The following is a 14,061-nucleotide window of genomic DNA, read 5'->3' as shown; positions in this document are numbered from 1 at the left end:
ACAAATGGCAGCTTTCGGATTGAATTCAATCCTATGTAAATCGCTTTCGACGAGCGTTATACACCTCAATGTCTGCATTTTCGTTACAAGTATAATATGGCGCAAAACGCATGTCAAAATAACCTGCTGCACATCAAGCAACGTTTAGTCCTACAAAATCTATGAGAGGAAACGGCTTACTTCATGTTTGTAAATTGAAGCTCCAACGGCAGATCGGCTTTCCGCAGCAATTGAATAATGGCTTGTAGGTCATCCCTATTTTTTCCAGTTACTCGAATTTGATCACCTTGAATCTGACTTTTCACTTTTAGCTTGGAATCCCGAATAAGGATATTAATTTTTTTGGCGTTATCCTGATCTATTCCCTGCTTAAGAGAAAGACGCTGACGCACTGTACCTAAAGAAGCTGGTTCCAATTTTCCAAATTCCACATTTTTAAGGGATAGACCTCGTTTGACCATTTTAGATTGCAAAATATCAATCACCGCATTCAGCTTGTATTCATCTTCCGATGCAATCGTAAGGGCATCTTTCTCAAGCTTGAGGCTACTTTTGCTCCCCTTAAAATCAAATCTCGTTTCAATTTCACGCTCCGTCTGATGAACCGCATTTGTTAACTCCTGCATATCCATTTTGGAGACGATATCGAATGAATTTTCTGAAGCCATCGTTTCACTTTCCTTTCCACAACAAAGTTCAATATCTAATTATAGGCTAGTCATTTACAAAAATCCAATAATCTGTTCACTAAAAAGGCGTTCTTGCCAGTTCCCCGACAAAAACGCCTTTATTACAATTGCAGTTTAACATTTCTAATAGTGACTTCGTGTTGGATTTCTAAACATATCCAAAAGTCCAAGCACAATGTGAGCAAGACCAAAGCCCAATATGCCATAGCCCCATGCATTCGGTGTTAAATAATAGCCCAGTAAACTGACAATAATCCCGAGCCCAGTCACAATCCAGCTGACGGTCATAACGTATACACCTCACTTTGCGGAAAATGAAATGACTGACTTTCCAAGAATTACAGTCATTAGTATTTCCCCGCAACAAGGCGTTTATTCACCATCAGTAGTTGTACTAGAATCTGTCCCACTTTGTGTAGTATCCGTACTACCATTTGACTTCGTATCCGTTGACCCCGTCACCCCAGCACTCGCTCCAGTCGAAGAAGCTTCCCCCTGCTGTATCAACACTCGGGTCGTCGATTTATTATCGGTTATCGGTTGGCCGGCGACAGAAATATCCGTGGCAGAAGACCGTCCTGATTTGATATATAAGCCTTCCGGACCGATATCGAAAGACATGGCATCTCCACTTTTAGTCATACCATAGCTCAGCTTTTCTCCACGGGAATTTTGTCCCTTGTACACCTCAAGCCAGCTTTCGCCCGTTGCTTTAATATCAACCTTGACCGTGGTCCCCGTTGAACTGGAGACTTTGAAGATCGTCGTCTTGCCTTGCTTACCATCCTGGGCCACAGTTACTCCCTGCGCTGGCGTAGTCGTATCCGGCTGCTGACCAGGATTTGGAGTAGTGGCATCCGTAGTTCCCGTACCACCTGGCTGAGTTTCCCCGGTTTGCCCCGTATCAGGGGTCTGCCCGCCAGCACCATTCGGAGCCGTCGTTTGACCATTACCCGGCTGTGTCGTAGCTGTATTTGGAGTAGACGTGTTGGGTGTTGTGCTTGGCGTTGTGCTTGGTGTTGTAATCGGCGTTGTGTTTTCTGCTGTTTTTGGAGTGGAATGGTTGTTGCTCACCCAATAAGCATAAATAACCCCAACAATGAGAACTAGAAAAAGCCACATTAACGCTGTAGGCAACCATTTAAGATTACCAATCGTCGCGGGACGGCTGGAGCGTTTTTGTGTAACAGGCTCCATAACTGCTTCCGGTTCAGGTTCAGGCACATTGCTTTGATGCCCTTCCAGAAGCTCATCGGGATTCAACCCGACCGTTTCGGCGTATGTTTTAATAAAAGCTCTGACATAAAAGCTTCCCGGCAGCACTTTGTAATCGCCCGTCTCAATGGCTTCCAGATAACGTTTGCGTATCTTCGTCATTTCCTGAACATCGTCAAGGCTCAATCCTTTTTGCAGCCGGGCCTCCTTTAATTGCTGACCCAGTTCTGACATGTCATCATCTCCTTGTGTAATTACACTTATTTAAAGATCTTCTGTATAACTGGCTGTAAAGGTATCATAAATAATTTCCTCAGCCGGATTATTGCGAAGTTCAATAATGATATTGAAATCGTCAAAGCTGTATCCCGATTCACGCACAAATACATCAGGATGCTCAATCACTTTGGTACTTGGCATGCTCATAATTTCCTGAAGCAGGTGATAATGTCTTTCATTTGACCGAATTGTACTCACAATGCCGTCAATAATAAACACATTGTTGGGATTCATTTCTTCCTCAGAAAGCTGACTGCGAACCGTTTGTCGTAATAACGTCGACGACACAAAAGTCCAACGCTTCATTGCACATACGCTACTGGCAATAATAGATTCCGTTTTACCAACACGCGGCATCCCGCGAAGACCAATTACCTGATTGCCGTCCCTCTTTAATACTTCACCCAAAAAATCGACCAGCAACCCAAGCTCATCACGTGTAAAGCGGAAAGTTTTACGATCATCCGAATCCCGATCGATGTAACGGCCGTGTCTTACTGCCAATATATCGACCAGTCTCGGAGCACGTAAGGCCGTGACTGTAATGTTGCTGGCTTTTTTCAACGTATCTCCGAGAATGCGTATTTTTTCGTCATCGTCTGTTTCGAGAAGCATCCCCCGTCTCTCGCCTTCAACACCGTTAATCGTCAGTATATTAACCCCCAGAATACCAAGCATGGAAGCAATGTCCCCCAGCAGTCCGGGTCGATTTTTATGTATCTTGTATTCCATGTACCACTGTTTCGTCTCTTCCGTCACGTTAGCACCTCATTCACATTCAAACCGTCAACAATGCCAAATCAAAGCCTTATTGTATCATAAGATAGCATCATTCGACAAAACCAAATATTGAAATTCGATAGGCTACATTGTGTTGTAAGCCTCAATCACGTTTATGATATATAAATTACAATGGAATTACAAGAACAGCTCTGTAACCATTACAGAAAAGCCCCCCAAAAAGGGAGCTTTTCATGTTGGTTCCTACTTATGCGTTGCTCTTGGCTAATTTAACCATTAACCGGGCGATGGTGTGACGCTCGTCCTCATCGGCAACTCCCCACAGTTCTTTCAGTGCGCGGTTGGAGTGGTTAGCTGGATCGACCTTCTCATCCAGAAAATCACCGATCTCGTAAGCAAGCTCCGCAATGGTATCTTGACTGATTCCCAGCTTCTCTGCTTGCTCTACACGCTGACCAAGGAACTTTTTCCAAACATCAAAATTCTGAACAACTGTTGACATACTTAAATCCTCCTTAGATGATTCAGATTTAAAATCAACAGTTGTAATATGCTCTTCACAGACGCTTACTATACTGGTGGATTCCTCCATGCGGTGTTTTCTTAAGTCACCCATCCTCCGTTAGGACTTATGACCTGACCATTAATATACCCTGACTCAGGAAGCGCAAGAAAATAAACCAGCGACGATATTTCATCAGGCCGTGCCAATCGTCCAGCAGGGATTTCTTCTTCCAAACTGTTAATTTCGCCTGCATCCAAATGATCCAACATCGACGTGTCTACCGCCCCTGGAGCCACAGCATTCACTGTTACGCCTGAAGGCGCAACCTCTTGAGCCAGCGCTTTAGTGAAAGCGTTAATGCCTCCCTTGGTAGTGGAGTACAATACCTCGCATGAAGCTCCACATATGCCCCACACAGACGAAACATTCACAATACGGCCATAGCGTTGGGAAATCATATGCGGCATAAAAACCTGCGTACACAAAAAAGTTCCCTTAACATTCACGGCCATCACTTCGTCCCATTCCTCTTCCGAAACATCTGAAAGCAGCCCATAATGAGATAATCCAGCATTATTCACTAGAATATCTGGCTTCATTCCATGGTTATCCAGCTTTTCCCGCATGCGTTCAATCTGCTCCTTACTCCGCAGATCAGCAGACACAGTCATCACCTTGCCTGAATAAGTCATGCAACGACGGGCAACTTCATTTGCTTTTTCATGGGACTTCATGTAGTGAATGACCACATTCATCCCTACTGCTGCAAAACGCTCGGCAATAGCCGCACCAATTCCACCACTTGCTCCTGTAATCAGCACAGTCGTATCGCCAATAGCCTTTAACTCTCCACCCTCGGCGGTCATCGGTTCCCTCTCCCTAGACATTACGGACTCACCACCAGCGATATTGCCATTTGATCCCAATGTATATGATCTTTCAGACGGCGATTTACATCCTCAAGCGTGATACTTTCATAAACCGGAAGCAGTTGAAAAAAATCACTGCCGCGGAAGCGATGTCTTGTAAACTCATGCGCAATATTTTCGGGAGAATTGAGTGTGCGTAGATAACCGCCGATTTTCTTTTTGCGCGCTCGTTCAAAATGTTCTGCTGTAAAACCCTGCTTCTGAATAGACTCTACCTCTTCTCGTATCCTAGCCAACAGCCGATCAGGGTCTTTGGTATCTCCGCCGATCGCAGAAAATGCATACTGTTGTGTACTGTTGTACTCATGGCCAAAACTGTCAGAAATCAGATCCTCATCGTAGAGCTTCTGATATAGCTGCGTACTGGAACCAAACAAGAGATCAAGCATCAGCTTGGTTTCCAGATCATGACGAAGCAATGCTTCCCCCGTTAGACCTACTTCAGTCTCCTTGAATCCAAAAAGTAACTTTGGCAAAGAAACGGCCAGCTTTACCTCACGCCGTGTTTCAGCTACTGTCGTGGGTTCATCATCGAAAATGCGTTCGATCTCCCCCTGTGGCTTATAGTCCTTTTTCGCCTGATTATTGCGTACCAATTCGATTACTTCGGCTGGGTCCACACCCCCCACTACAAAAAGAATCATATTACTCGGATGGTAAAAAGCTTCATAGCAACTGTACAGTGTTTCCTTCGTAATCGTGCTGATGGATTGAACAGTACCTGCTATATCAATATGCACCGGATGGACCTTGTACAATGCCTCAATCAGACCAAAGTAACTCCGCCAGTCGGGGTTATCTTCATACATATTGATTTCCTGACCGATAATGCCTTTTTCCTTCTCCACATTTTCATCTGTAAAGTAAGGATGCTGAACAAAATTGACTAGCGTGGTCAAATTTTCTTGTATGCGTTCTGTTGCCGAAAACAGATATACGGTCTGATCAAAGCTCGTAAATGCGTTCGCCGATGCTCCATTAGAGGAAAAGGTAGCAAAAATATCGCCTTCGGGCTCTTCAAACATTTTATGCTCCAAAAAATGGGCTATGCCATCTGGCACCTTGACGGGCTCTTGACCTTCTACCCGGAAATGATTATCAACTGAGCCGTATTTAGTCGCAAATGTGGCATACGTCTTCTGAAAGCCCGGTTTGGGCAACACATAAACGTGCAAGCCATTATCCATTACCTCATAGTACAGCGTCTCCTGCAAGTGCTCATACGATATATGCTCCAACGCTATTCCCCCTTCTGGTCTCTCAAGAAATAAATAGTGTCCAGTCGGAACGTCTGGGCGGCATCCTGAACATCCTGCACCTTGACTGCCTCCACCTGGTTTAGCAGCTCATCTACCGTCCGCTCTTTACCGGAAAGCTGTCTGTTAAAGTCATAGGCAATCATTTCAAAAGCGGAGTCCTGCATTTCTTTTAGCAAGTTGCGTATCATCGCCTGTGTCTGGGTCATTTCCAGTTCGGTAATCGCTCCATTTTGCGTATCTTCCAGTTGCTTGCGGATAATAGTAACCGCTTTTTCATAATTAGGAATTTCGATACCGGATTGTATTGTGCCAATGCCTTTATGCCCGTCATACCGCGACGAAGCGTAATACGCCAAACTCTCCTTCTCCCTCACATTGACAAACAGCTTTGAATGCGGATACCCGCCCAGAATGCCATTGTACATCAGAGCGGAAGCATAACGTTCATCGCCATACGTAATAGGGGTGCGCAGTCCCATGTTGAGCTTGCCCTGATTCACATCAAGACGCTCTACTATAGTTTGAACATCACGTTCTACCGATTTGGGCTGTTCAGGTACATATCCCGTTTCCGTCGAGCGATTTAATTGAAAATAGCGATCAACAAACTTTTCAACTTCTTCCAGCGTGGTATCTCCCACGACGTATAAATCCATGCTGGCATTATTCAGCCAGTCTCCATAAGCCTCATACAAATTTTGTGCATTTATGCTGTCCAGATCTGATCGTTGACCAAGAGGATGCAGACGATAAGGCTCATCCTTGCACATCTCCTCCATACAGCGCTCCCCAGCATAACGTATTTTATCGTTAACTATAGATTCCAGCTTTTTACGAACATTTTCTCGTTCTTGCTGTACATATCCCGTTTGAAACGCACCATTTTCCAATGCAGGCTTCGTCAGAACCTCTCCGAGGAATGCAAACGAACGATCCAGCAAACTATCTGGACTGCTTACAAAGCTGTCATTAATCGTATCCATGCGAAATTGCACGATCTGATAATCTCCACGTTTGTATACATCAAATCCAAAACCCGCACCATACAATTGCTCTAACTGCTCTCTAAATTGTGTAGTCTGCGGGTACGACTCTGTGCCTCGTCGCAGAACGAAAGGTACCAGTCCCACACGAGTTACGGTTTCCTCACGTAGCGGAGTACCTACATACAATGATATGGCGAACGTCTTAAAGCGCTTGGTGGGCAGTACATGAATCCTTAGTTGTCTGCGTGTGCCACGCTCGAAACCTGTTTTGTTCAAGTCCAAAACTCCTTTGTGACGTCAATTTGCGTCTAGCCTTTGATAAGCAATAGCTACTGTACATCTTCTCCTGTAAAGAGGTAAAGTGTACCAATCTTTATTCTAACCATGCAAAAGCCAAGAAGCAACCGGAGACAAGCTCCCGGCTGCTTCGGCGTTTTACATGCAGAAAATATGTTCCCCGATGGTTTTCACCTGCGGACGGCTCCAAATCCATTTAGAGGTGGCTGTTTTAGGGTTAAAATAATATAGACATCCTCCACTTGGGTCCCAGCCGTTCAGGGCTTGACGTACCGCCTTTTGTGCAGTCTCATTCGGCGTGAGCCAAATTTGGCCATCTGCTACAGCAGTGAAAGCTCCAGGCTGGAAAATTACCCCAGACGGTGTGTTTGGAAAACTAGGCGACTTGACCCTGTTCAAAATAACAGCCGCCACGGCGACTTGTCCTTCAAACGGCTCACCGCGGGATTCACCGTAGACCGCATTGGCCATAATTTTTAGATCGTTTTCAGACAGTCCCATGGTGTTGGCCGATCCCATCGTTTCCTCATTTTGGTCTGATTTATCGTTATTGTTCGCTGCCTGTCCCTGATCAGAACCTTGATGGTTACGATGCATAGGCGTTTCTGTTGGCTTCCAGTGTGGAGTAGCATTCACCAGCTTTAATTTGGTTTTCGCACCAACCACTCCATCGGGTCTGATACCAAATTCCTTTTGAAAACCCTTGACAGCCTTTAGTGTACTGCTGCCAAAATGGCTGTCCACTTTCCCGCCAAAAAAACCCAGCAACTTCAATCGTGATTGCAGTTCATATACATCCTGACCATAAGAGCCAAAATCAACCGCTTCTGAACTGAATGTCGGCTGAACAGGCTGCGCTGCTTGTACTTTCTGCTGCGTGCTCAGCGACTCTGCTCGGTGCTGTGCAGAGTCGGTTTTAAAAAGTCCTGTGTACGTAATAGCCGAGGCTGCGAGGATACCCGTGCAAATCCAGACCATTGTCTTTTTCATATGCTGCGCTCTACCTTTCTTTTGTGGGATTAACAGGATGGCTACGTTTATTATGACAAGCTCCGCTAGAAGCTATTCACCCTTTTAATCTTCTTTGAGCAGGCAGTTCCACACCTCAAAAAAACATCACAAAAAAACGCTATTTGCGTGCATGGAGTTGTCATATTTAACAACCCATCATGCGCATAAACAGCGTTTTAATGAAATGCTGATAAACCATCATGCTTAGGAGCTAACTTTATTCTGCTGATATTGTTCCATTGAGATAAGTACCTCACGCGGCTTACTTCCCTCGTAAGGACCGATGACTCCGCGCGCTTCCATGGAGTCAATCAGCCGGGCAGCACGTGTATAACCGATCCGCATACGGCGCTGAAGGAGCGAAACGGAAGCTTGTTTAGCCTCTAAAATGATGTTGACAGCCTGATCATACAGCTCGTCCAGCATTTCATCCGCATCAGTGGATACCTCTTCCACCTCCGGCACAAGCGTTTCATCATACTGTGCTTCACCCTGTTCACGTACATAGTTAACAATGTTTTCCACTTCCTGATCGCTCATAAACGCTCCCTGAACGCGAACTGGTTTGGAAGCACCCATCGGCATGAACAGCATGTCACCACGTCCTAGCAGTTTCTCAGCTCCGCCCATATCCAGTATGGTACGGGAATCCACCTGCGAAGAAACACCGAAGGCAATACGTGAAGGAATATTAGCTTTAATGACACCTGTAATTACATCAACCGAAGGTCTTTGTGTTGCAATAATCAGATGGATGCCTGCTGCACGCGCCATTTGGGCAAGTCGCGCAATCGCATCCTCCACATCTCCTGCAGCAACCATCATCAAATCTGCCAGCTCGTCCACAATAACGACAATGTAAGGCAGAAATGCATCCGGGTTATCCTTCATCAAATTGTTGTAGCCCTCAATATTACGGGTGCCTGATTTGGAAAACAAATCGTACCTTTTTTCCATTTCTACTACAATTTTTTTCAATGCCAGTGAGGCACGCTTGGGATCAGTCACGACCGGAGCCAATAAATGAGGGATTCCGTTGTACACATTCAGCTCTACCATCTTGGGATCGACCATCAGAAATTTCACCTCATCCGGCTTCGCTTTGTACAAAATACTCGTGATGATCCCATTGATACATACCGATTTACCTGAACCCGTAGCTCCAGCTACAAGCAGATGGGGCATCTTGGCTAAATTACCGACAATTGTTTGTCCCGCAATATCACGTCCGAATGCAATCGACAAATTGGAAACCGATTCCTGGAAAACTGTCGTCTCCATTACCTCACGCATGGTTACGATAGAAACTTCATTATTCGGAACTTCTATCCCTATGGCGGACTTGCCGGGAATAGGTGCCTCCATACGGATATCCTTTGCAGCAAGCGCAAGTGCAATGTCATCCGTTAGACTCACAATCCGGCTAACCTTTACGCCAATGTCTGGCTGGATTTCATAGCGTGTGACGGCTGGACCGCGGACAACTTCCAGCACTTTCGCCCGAACACCGAAACTTTCCAGCGTGGCCTCCAGCTTGCGTGCTGTTTGCATGTAATCCTTTTGCCCCATACCTTTGCCTGAATTTTGCGGTTTGGCAAGCAAACGGAACGATGGGAGCTTGTACGGCTTAGGTGGTGGTGGAGCTGGAATAGCTACATTGGTCCCTTCAACTTCATCGCCTGTCACCCTGTTAGCAATTGTCTCAGCCAGTTCCTGAGCTTCTTCTGATGTCCCATGGATCATTGCCGAATCATTTATATCCGTATTCGTATCGGCATCCATAAAATTACTATCCAGTGATTCATCAATAATGGAATCGTTCTGTGCTCCACCTGTCAGGGACTCTTCAAGTTCAGCCTCTGTTCTTTTTTCCTCATTTTTCACTTGTTCGAAGAAGTCCCTAATGATTGGCGATCTTTTTACCGGAATTGAGGCTTCCTGTTCAGCGTGTTCGATCACGTCAGACAGCTCTTCTCTCTGATTGCCATTTCTCCACTGAGGCTGCACGTCACCAGCCTCATATAGAAGATCATGTTCATCTTCATCCGCATGGACAGGTTGTTCTTCCTTGTCCGCCTTATCTGTATTTTTAAGGCCAAACAACTGAAAGAAAATTGGTTGCTTGCGTGCTGGAGGCTGCATTTCATCAAAGTCATCATCCATATCCTCTTCATAGGCCGGAATAGGCTCAGATTTGGGTTTTCTATTTCCACTGCCTTTGCTAGATGCAGAAAGCGGAGTGGCTTTTCCAGTCCATTTTTTCCGCAAGCTTCCCCCGGCTGTCAGCAGTTTGGTCTTTACAATCCGCACTAAATCCACATAAGACAGTTGAGTCATCAGCATAAAACAAATGACGAACATGACAATCATGATCAGCTTAGCTCCTGTCAGACCAAACAGCCATAACAGAACGGTAAGCTGCAATGCGCCAACGTAGCCTCCGCTAATATCTTTGTTCAGCATGGAGGTATGTCCTTGCTGATCAGGCGACAGCAACTGCTCACGCATATCTATATGTATCTGGCTCATCACTCCGCCCGGCTGAAGCGCGTTAATCGGTCCCAAACGCTGCTCCATGGATGAAATAGAACTCATAAGTGTAAAGGCAAATACCAATAACAGCAAACCCGTCTTCCGTGAGTTCCACTGGTTCGGCCACTTGCGGTGAATCATCACCATCAGACCATAATAAATGCCAATCAGGGGGATTACAAAATAGAATTTCCCCAGTACAAGCCCAAACATCTTGGATAGCGACCGACCAACTGCCGCTTCACCCGACAACGCAATGACCGCCAATGTAATCAGCACAATGCCGTAAATTTCATATTTTAAAACTCCGCCAAAAATGGCCTTCTTTTTTCTTTTTCTTCTTCTGGACATACAAGGTCACCCCCCAGAAGAATATTATACCACGTCACTCGCTATCCGCACATATGTTCTTTTTCAGCAGCAAATGACCTATTTCTGTACTATTCGACAGCTTCTATGACCACTCGATGACCTGACCTGGTCCATAACGAGGATTGAGGTAGGCTTCCAATGGACAGTCCAAGAGCCTTACTATGATCCCCCGACGACTTTCAAGCGGCTGTACTTGCATAAGCAGACCGTCTACCCGTACCTCTACAAGCTCCTCTGCCTCCTTCCACATACCCTCCCACACCAATTCCATTGGCATTACAGTATATAATGTCATTGGGGCAGCTCCTTGCTGTGCTCACTTGAAAGGGTTCCTCCTGTAGGGGTGCCTGTAGCATTGGGTGAAAAAGGGGCATATGGAGTCTGCTGTGGGGCCCCTGTCAACCCGTTTTGCTGACGGCGCGCCTCAATGATAGTATTCAACTGTTTTAGCGCCTCTCCTATACCACCAACCGCATCCATCAAACCGTATTTTACTGCATCGATTCCTCCAACCGCTGTACCAATGTCACGGTTTAATTCTCCAGTTTTGAACATCAGTTCCTTGAACCGCTCTTCTGTGATGCGGGAATGAGAAACGACGAAGCGGACGACACGCTCCTGCATTTTTTCCATATATTCAAAAGTCTGTGGGACTCCAATGACCAGACCGCTCATACGAATAGGATGAATGGTCATTGTCGCACTCTCGGCAATGTAAGAATAAGTAGAAGATACGGCAATCGGCACACCGATACTATGCCCTCCACCTATGACAATGGTCACTGTTGGTTTACTCATGGATGCGATCATCTCAGCAATAGCCAGTCCTGCCTCTACATCACCGCCAACTGTATTCAGCAAAATCATTAATCCTTCGATACGTGGGTTTTGCTCTGCCGCTACCAACTGCGGAATAATGTGCTCATATTTTGTTGTTTTGTTTTGAGGCGGTAAGATGAGGTGTCCTTCAATCTGACCGATAATCGTCATACAAAAAATATTGGACTCGCTTCCGGGCATGGAGGTTTGACCCAGCTGCTGTAAAGCCTCCATAGCAGGTAAAACGGGTCTTTGTCCAACTTCTGGTTGTTCTGGCGCTTCCGTTTCCTCGTTGCCAGAAGATAAATTGCTGTAATGTTCCATTTGGGTGATCTTCCTTTCGCTTTACGCATCTATGTGCCCCGCATTCACCCTATAGTATGGGATAGAAATGGAATATTTTATACCCACCTCCATGAATTTCCTCAGCCTCGAAATCAAAAAAAGCCTCTCTTCTCGCGGAAACCGTCCAATATTTCCTGCGGGAAGAGAGGCGACTGTGTGCCTGTGACTTAAGTTTTTAATTCAAGTTTTTGAACATATTTCAATCGAATCACACTTCCATTATAATTGGCAGAATCATCGGTCTGCGACGAGTTTGCTCATACAAGAAGCGACCCAGTGCATCTTTGACATTTGTCTTGAGGGAAGCCCATTCATTTACATTTTCACTCATGAGCTTATGCAGTGTACTTGAAACAATACGATTTGCTTCATCCAGCAAACCTTCTGATTCACGAACATACACGAAACCACGGGAAATGATATCCGGGCCTGACTTAATCGTGCCATCTTGCTTGCTCAGTGTGACAACCACTACCAAAATACCGTCCTGTGACAACAATTTGCGGTCGCGCAACACGATATTTCCTACATCTCCTACGCCTAGTCCATCGATCAGTACGTTACCCGCTGTAACTTTACCAGCTCTACGTGCTCCGCCATTCTGAATTTCAATGACTTCACCGATATCCGTAATAAAGATATTTTCAGGCTCGATACCTACTCCTTCGGCAAGAAGAGCGTGACGGCGCTGCATTCTGAACTCACCGTGAATTGGCAAGAAGAATTTTGGCTTCATTAGATTCAGCATCAGCTTGAGTTCTTCCTGGCTGCCGTGTCCAGAAACGTGGATACCAGGATTAGCTGCGCTGTAATATACATTGGCACCCAGACGGAACAGCTCATCAATAGTGCGACCAACATATTTTTCATTACCTGGTACCGGAGTAGCTGCGATGATCACTGAGTCCCCTGGAAGGATATCTACCTTACGATGCGTAGAACGGGCCATTCTTGTCAAAGCGGACATCGGTTCACCCTGACTACCTGTGCAGAGGATAACTACGCGATCCGCTGACATTTTGCCAACTTCTTCAGGCTCAATCAGCATTCCATCTGGAATTTCCAAGTAGCCCAAATCAGAAGCAATACCTACAACATTAACCATGCTGCGACCAATCACCGTTACTTTACGTCCGGTTGCCTCAGCAGCATTAATGACCTGCTGAATGCGATGTACGTTCGAAGCAAAAGTGGCTACGACCACACGCTGTCTCGACTTGCGGAAAATATCTTCCAGCACAATGCCAACGCTCTTTTCCGAAGGTGTAAAGCCCGGTTTTTCAGCATTGGTACTGTCTGACAATAGAGCCAGTACGCCACGTGTGCCAATCTCAGCCATACGCTGCAAATCTGCATATTGTCCGTTTACCGGAGTATGATCAAATTTGAAGTCTCCTGTATGAACAACAGCACCTTCAGGAGTATCAATGCAAACACCTACAGAGTCAGGAATACTATGGTTGGTTTTGAAGAATGTTACTTTCAATGTGGAGCCCAGCTTGATTTCGGAATCCGCATTGATCAAAATACGTTTGGTTTCACCAAGCAGATTCGCTTCCTTCAGCTTGTTTTCCACCAGTCCCAGCGTCAATTTGGTACCATATACAGGTACATTCAAATGTTTCAGCACGTAAGGCAAACCGCCGATATGGTCCTCGTGACCATGAGTCAGCACAATGCCTCTTACTTTGTCGCGGTTCTCTGTAAGGTAGGAAATATCAGGAATAACGATATCGATGCCAAGCATGTCCTCTTCCGGAAATTTCAGACCGGAATCCACCACGACAATGTCATTGCCGTATTGAACGACATACATATTTTTCCCGATTTCACCGACGCCGCCCAAAGCGAAAATCATCAATTTATCGTTGTTTGTTTTTTTAGACAAATGAATCTAAACCTCCTATGGTAGTTGGACGTCGTACCTTGATTTGTTATTTAATTTTCAAAAAAATACCGCACCCAGTCACTTGACCCCATTATACATGATTAAAATACGAAAAAACAAGTCATCCTGTTCGTTACGCTAGGTTTCCCATTGCCTTCCCAAACCATAAGTATGTGTCATTTTATCTACTTACC

General features: G+C 45.5%; 13 protein-coding genes. All 13 read right to left on the bottom strand.

Translation table 11 applies throughout. The annotated features are described in order from the left end of the window. Positions 1 to 176 precede the first annotated feature (176 nt). The 13 genes from ACN6NF_RS09865 to ACN6NF_RS09805 all read right to left on the bottom strand — a co-directional run bounded on the left by ACN6NF_RS09865 (position 177) and on the right by ACN6NF_RS09805 (position 13,867). Complete coding sequence (locus ACN6NF_RS09865) at positions 177 to 668, bottom strand: YajQ family cyclic di-GMP-binding protein (protein WP_474317221.1); 492 nt, start codon at positions 666 to 668, stop codon at positions 177 to 179. 144 nt (positions 669 to 812) lie between these two features. Next, positions 813 to 977, bottom strand: coding sequence for a hypothetical protein (locus ACN6NF_RS09860; protein ID WP_474317219.1), 165 nt, complete (start codon positions 975 to 977; stop codon positions 813 to 815). Between the two features lie 84 nt (positions 978 to 1,061). Beyond that, entirely contained in the window at positions 1,062 to 2,138 is a 1,077-nt protein-coding gene (locus ACN6NF_RS09855; RefSeq protein WP_474317217.1) for a RodZ domain-containing protein, read from the bottom strand. 30 nt (positions 2,139 to 2,168) lie between these two features. Further along, on the bottom strand, positions 2,169 to 2,915 hold the full coding sequence (locus ACN6NF_RS09850; protein WP_034095171.1) for a DUF3388 domain-containing protein: 747 nt from the start codon (positions 2,913 to 2,915) through the stop codon (positions 2,169 to 2,171). A gap of 256 nt (positions 2,916 to 3,171) precedes the next feature. Continuing rightward, a complete protein-coding gene (locus ACN6NF_RS09845; protein ID WP_016821001.1) occupies positions 3,172 to 3,426 on the bottom strand; it encodes a DUF3243 domain-containing protein in 255 nt (84 codons plus the stop codon). A gap of 101 nt (positions 3,427 to 3,527) precedes the next feature. Further along, entirely contained in the window at positions 3,528 to 4,295 is a 768-nt protein-coding gene (ymfI, locus tag ACN6NF_RS09840; protein ID WP_474317563.1) for an elongation factor P 5-aminopentanone reductase, read from the bottom strand. A gap of 20 nt (positions 4,296 to 4,315) precedes the next feature. After that, positions 4,316 to 5,596, bottom strand: a complete 1,281-nt coding sequence (yfmH, locus tag ACN6NF_RS09835) for an EF-P 5-aminopentanol modification-associated protein YfmH (protein ID WP_474317214.1) — start codon at positions 5,594 to 5,596, stop codon at positions 4,316 to 4,318. A gap of 2 nt (positions 5,597 to 5,598) precedes the next feature. After that, on the bottom strand, positions 5,599 to 6,879 hold the full coding sequence (gene yfmF / locus ACN6NF_RS09830; RefSeq protein WP_474317213.1) for an EF-P 5-aminopentanol modification-associated protein YfmF: 1,281 nt from the start codon (positions 6,877 to 6,879) through the stop codon (positions 5,599 to 5,601). A gap of 159 nt (positions 6,880 to 7,038) precedes the next feature. Beyond that, entirely contained in the window at positions 7,039 to 7,890 is an 852-nt protein-coding gene (gene sleB, locus ACN6NF_RS09825) for a spore cortex-lytic enzyme (RefSeq protein ID WP_474317209.1), read from the bottom strand. Between the two features lie 225 nt (positions 7,891 to 8,115). Continuing rightward, a complete protein-coding gene (locus tag ACN6NF_RS09820) occupies positions 8,116 to 10,794 on the bottom strand; it encodes an FtsK/SpoIIIE family DNA translocase (RefSeq protein WP_474317206.1) in 2,679 nt (892 codons plus the stop codon). A 103-nt stretch (positions 10,795 to 10,897) separates the two neighbouring features. Beyond that, positions 10,898 to 11,110 (bottom strand): YlzJ-like family protein, encoded by a 213-nt coding sequence (locus tag ACN6NF_RS09815; protein ID WP_474317204.1) that lies wholly within the window; start codon positions 11,108 to 11,110, stop codon positions 10,898 to 10,900. Beyond that, positions 11,107 to 11,958, bottom strand: a complete 852-nt coding sequence (locus tag ACN6NF_RS09810; RefSeq protein ID WP_474317201.1) for a ClpP family protease — start codon at positions 11,956 to 11,958, stop codon at positions 11,107 to 11,109. The genes ACN6NF_RS09815 and ACN6NF_RS09810 overlap by 4 nt, the downstream gene beginning before the upstream one ends. Before the next feature lie 229 nt (positions 11,959 to 12,187). Beyond that, positions 12,188 to 13,867, bottom strand: a complete 1,680-nt coding sequence (locus tag ACN6NF_RS09805) for a ribonuclease J (protein WP_013370737.1) — start codon at positions 13,865 to 13,867, stop codon at positions 12,188 to 12,190. Positions 13,868 to 14,061: the final 194 nt, after the last annotated feature.

This window comes from Paenibacillus sp. TSM33 (assembly GCF_056099025.1).
The sequence above is the reverse complement of the archived record's forward strand: the minus strand, read 5'-3'. Positions and strand labels throughout refer to the sequence as shown.

What these genes read in the sequence shown, in the direction of transcription:
- ACN6NF_RS09860 (WP_474317219.1), bottom strand. Translation starts at nt 977, where the DNA reads ATGACCGTCAGCTGGATTGTGACTGGGCTCGGGATTATTGTCAGTTTA.
- sleB (WP_474317209.1), bottom strand. Translation starts at nt 7,890, where the DNA reads ATGAAAAAGACAATGGTCTGGATTTGCACGGGTATCCTCGCAGCCTCG.
- ACN6NF_RS09810 (WP_474317201.1), bottom strand. Translation starts at nt 11,958, where the DNA reads ATGGAACATTACAGCAATTTATCTTCTGGCAACGAGGAAACGGAAGCG.
- ACN6NF_RS09865 (WP_474317221.1), bottom strand. Translation starts at nt 668, where the DNA reads ATGGCTTCAGAAAATTCATTCGATATCGTCTCCAAAATGGATATGCAG.
- ACN6NF_RS09855 (WP_474317217.1), bottom strand. Translation starts at nt 2,138, where the DNA reads ATGTCAGAACTGGGTCAGCAATTAAAGGAGGCCCGGCTGCAAAAAGGA.
- ACN6NF_RS09850 (WP_034095171.1), bottom strand. Translation starts at nt 2,915, where the DNA reads ATGGAATACAAGATACATAAAAATCGACCCGGACTGCTGGGGGACATT.
- ymfI (WP_474317563.1), bottom strand. Translation starts at nt 4,295, where the DNA reads ATGACCGCCGAGGGTGGAGAGTTAAAGGCTATTGGCGATACGACTGTG.
- ACN6NF_RS09820 (WP_474317206.1), bottom strand. Translation starts at nt 10,794, where the DNA reads ATGTCCAGAAGAAGAAAAAGAAAAAAGAAGGCCATTTTTGGCGGAGTT.
- ACN6NF_RS09845 (WP_016821001.1), bottom strand. Translation starts at nt 3,426, where the DNA reads ATGTCAACAGTTGTTCAGAATTTTGATGTTTGGAAAAAGTTCCTTGGT.
- ACN6NF_RS09815 (WP_474317204.1), bottom strand. Translation starts at nt 11,110, where the DNA reads ATGACATTATATACTGTAATGCCAATGGAATTGGTGTGGGAGGGTATG.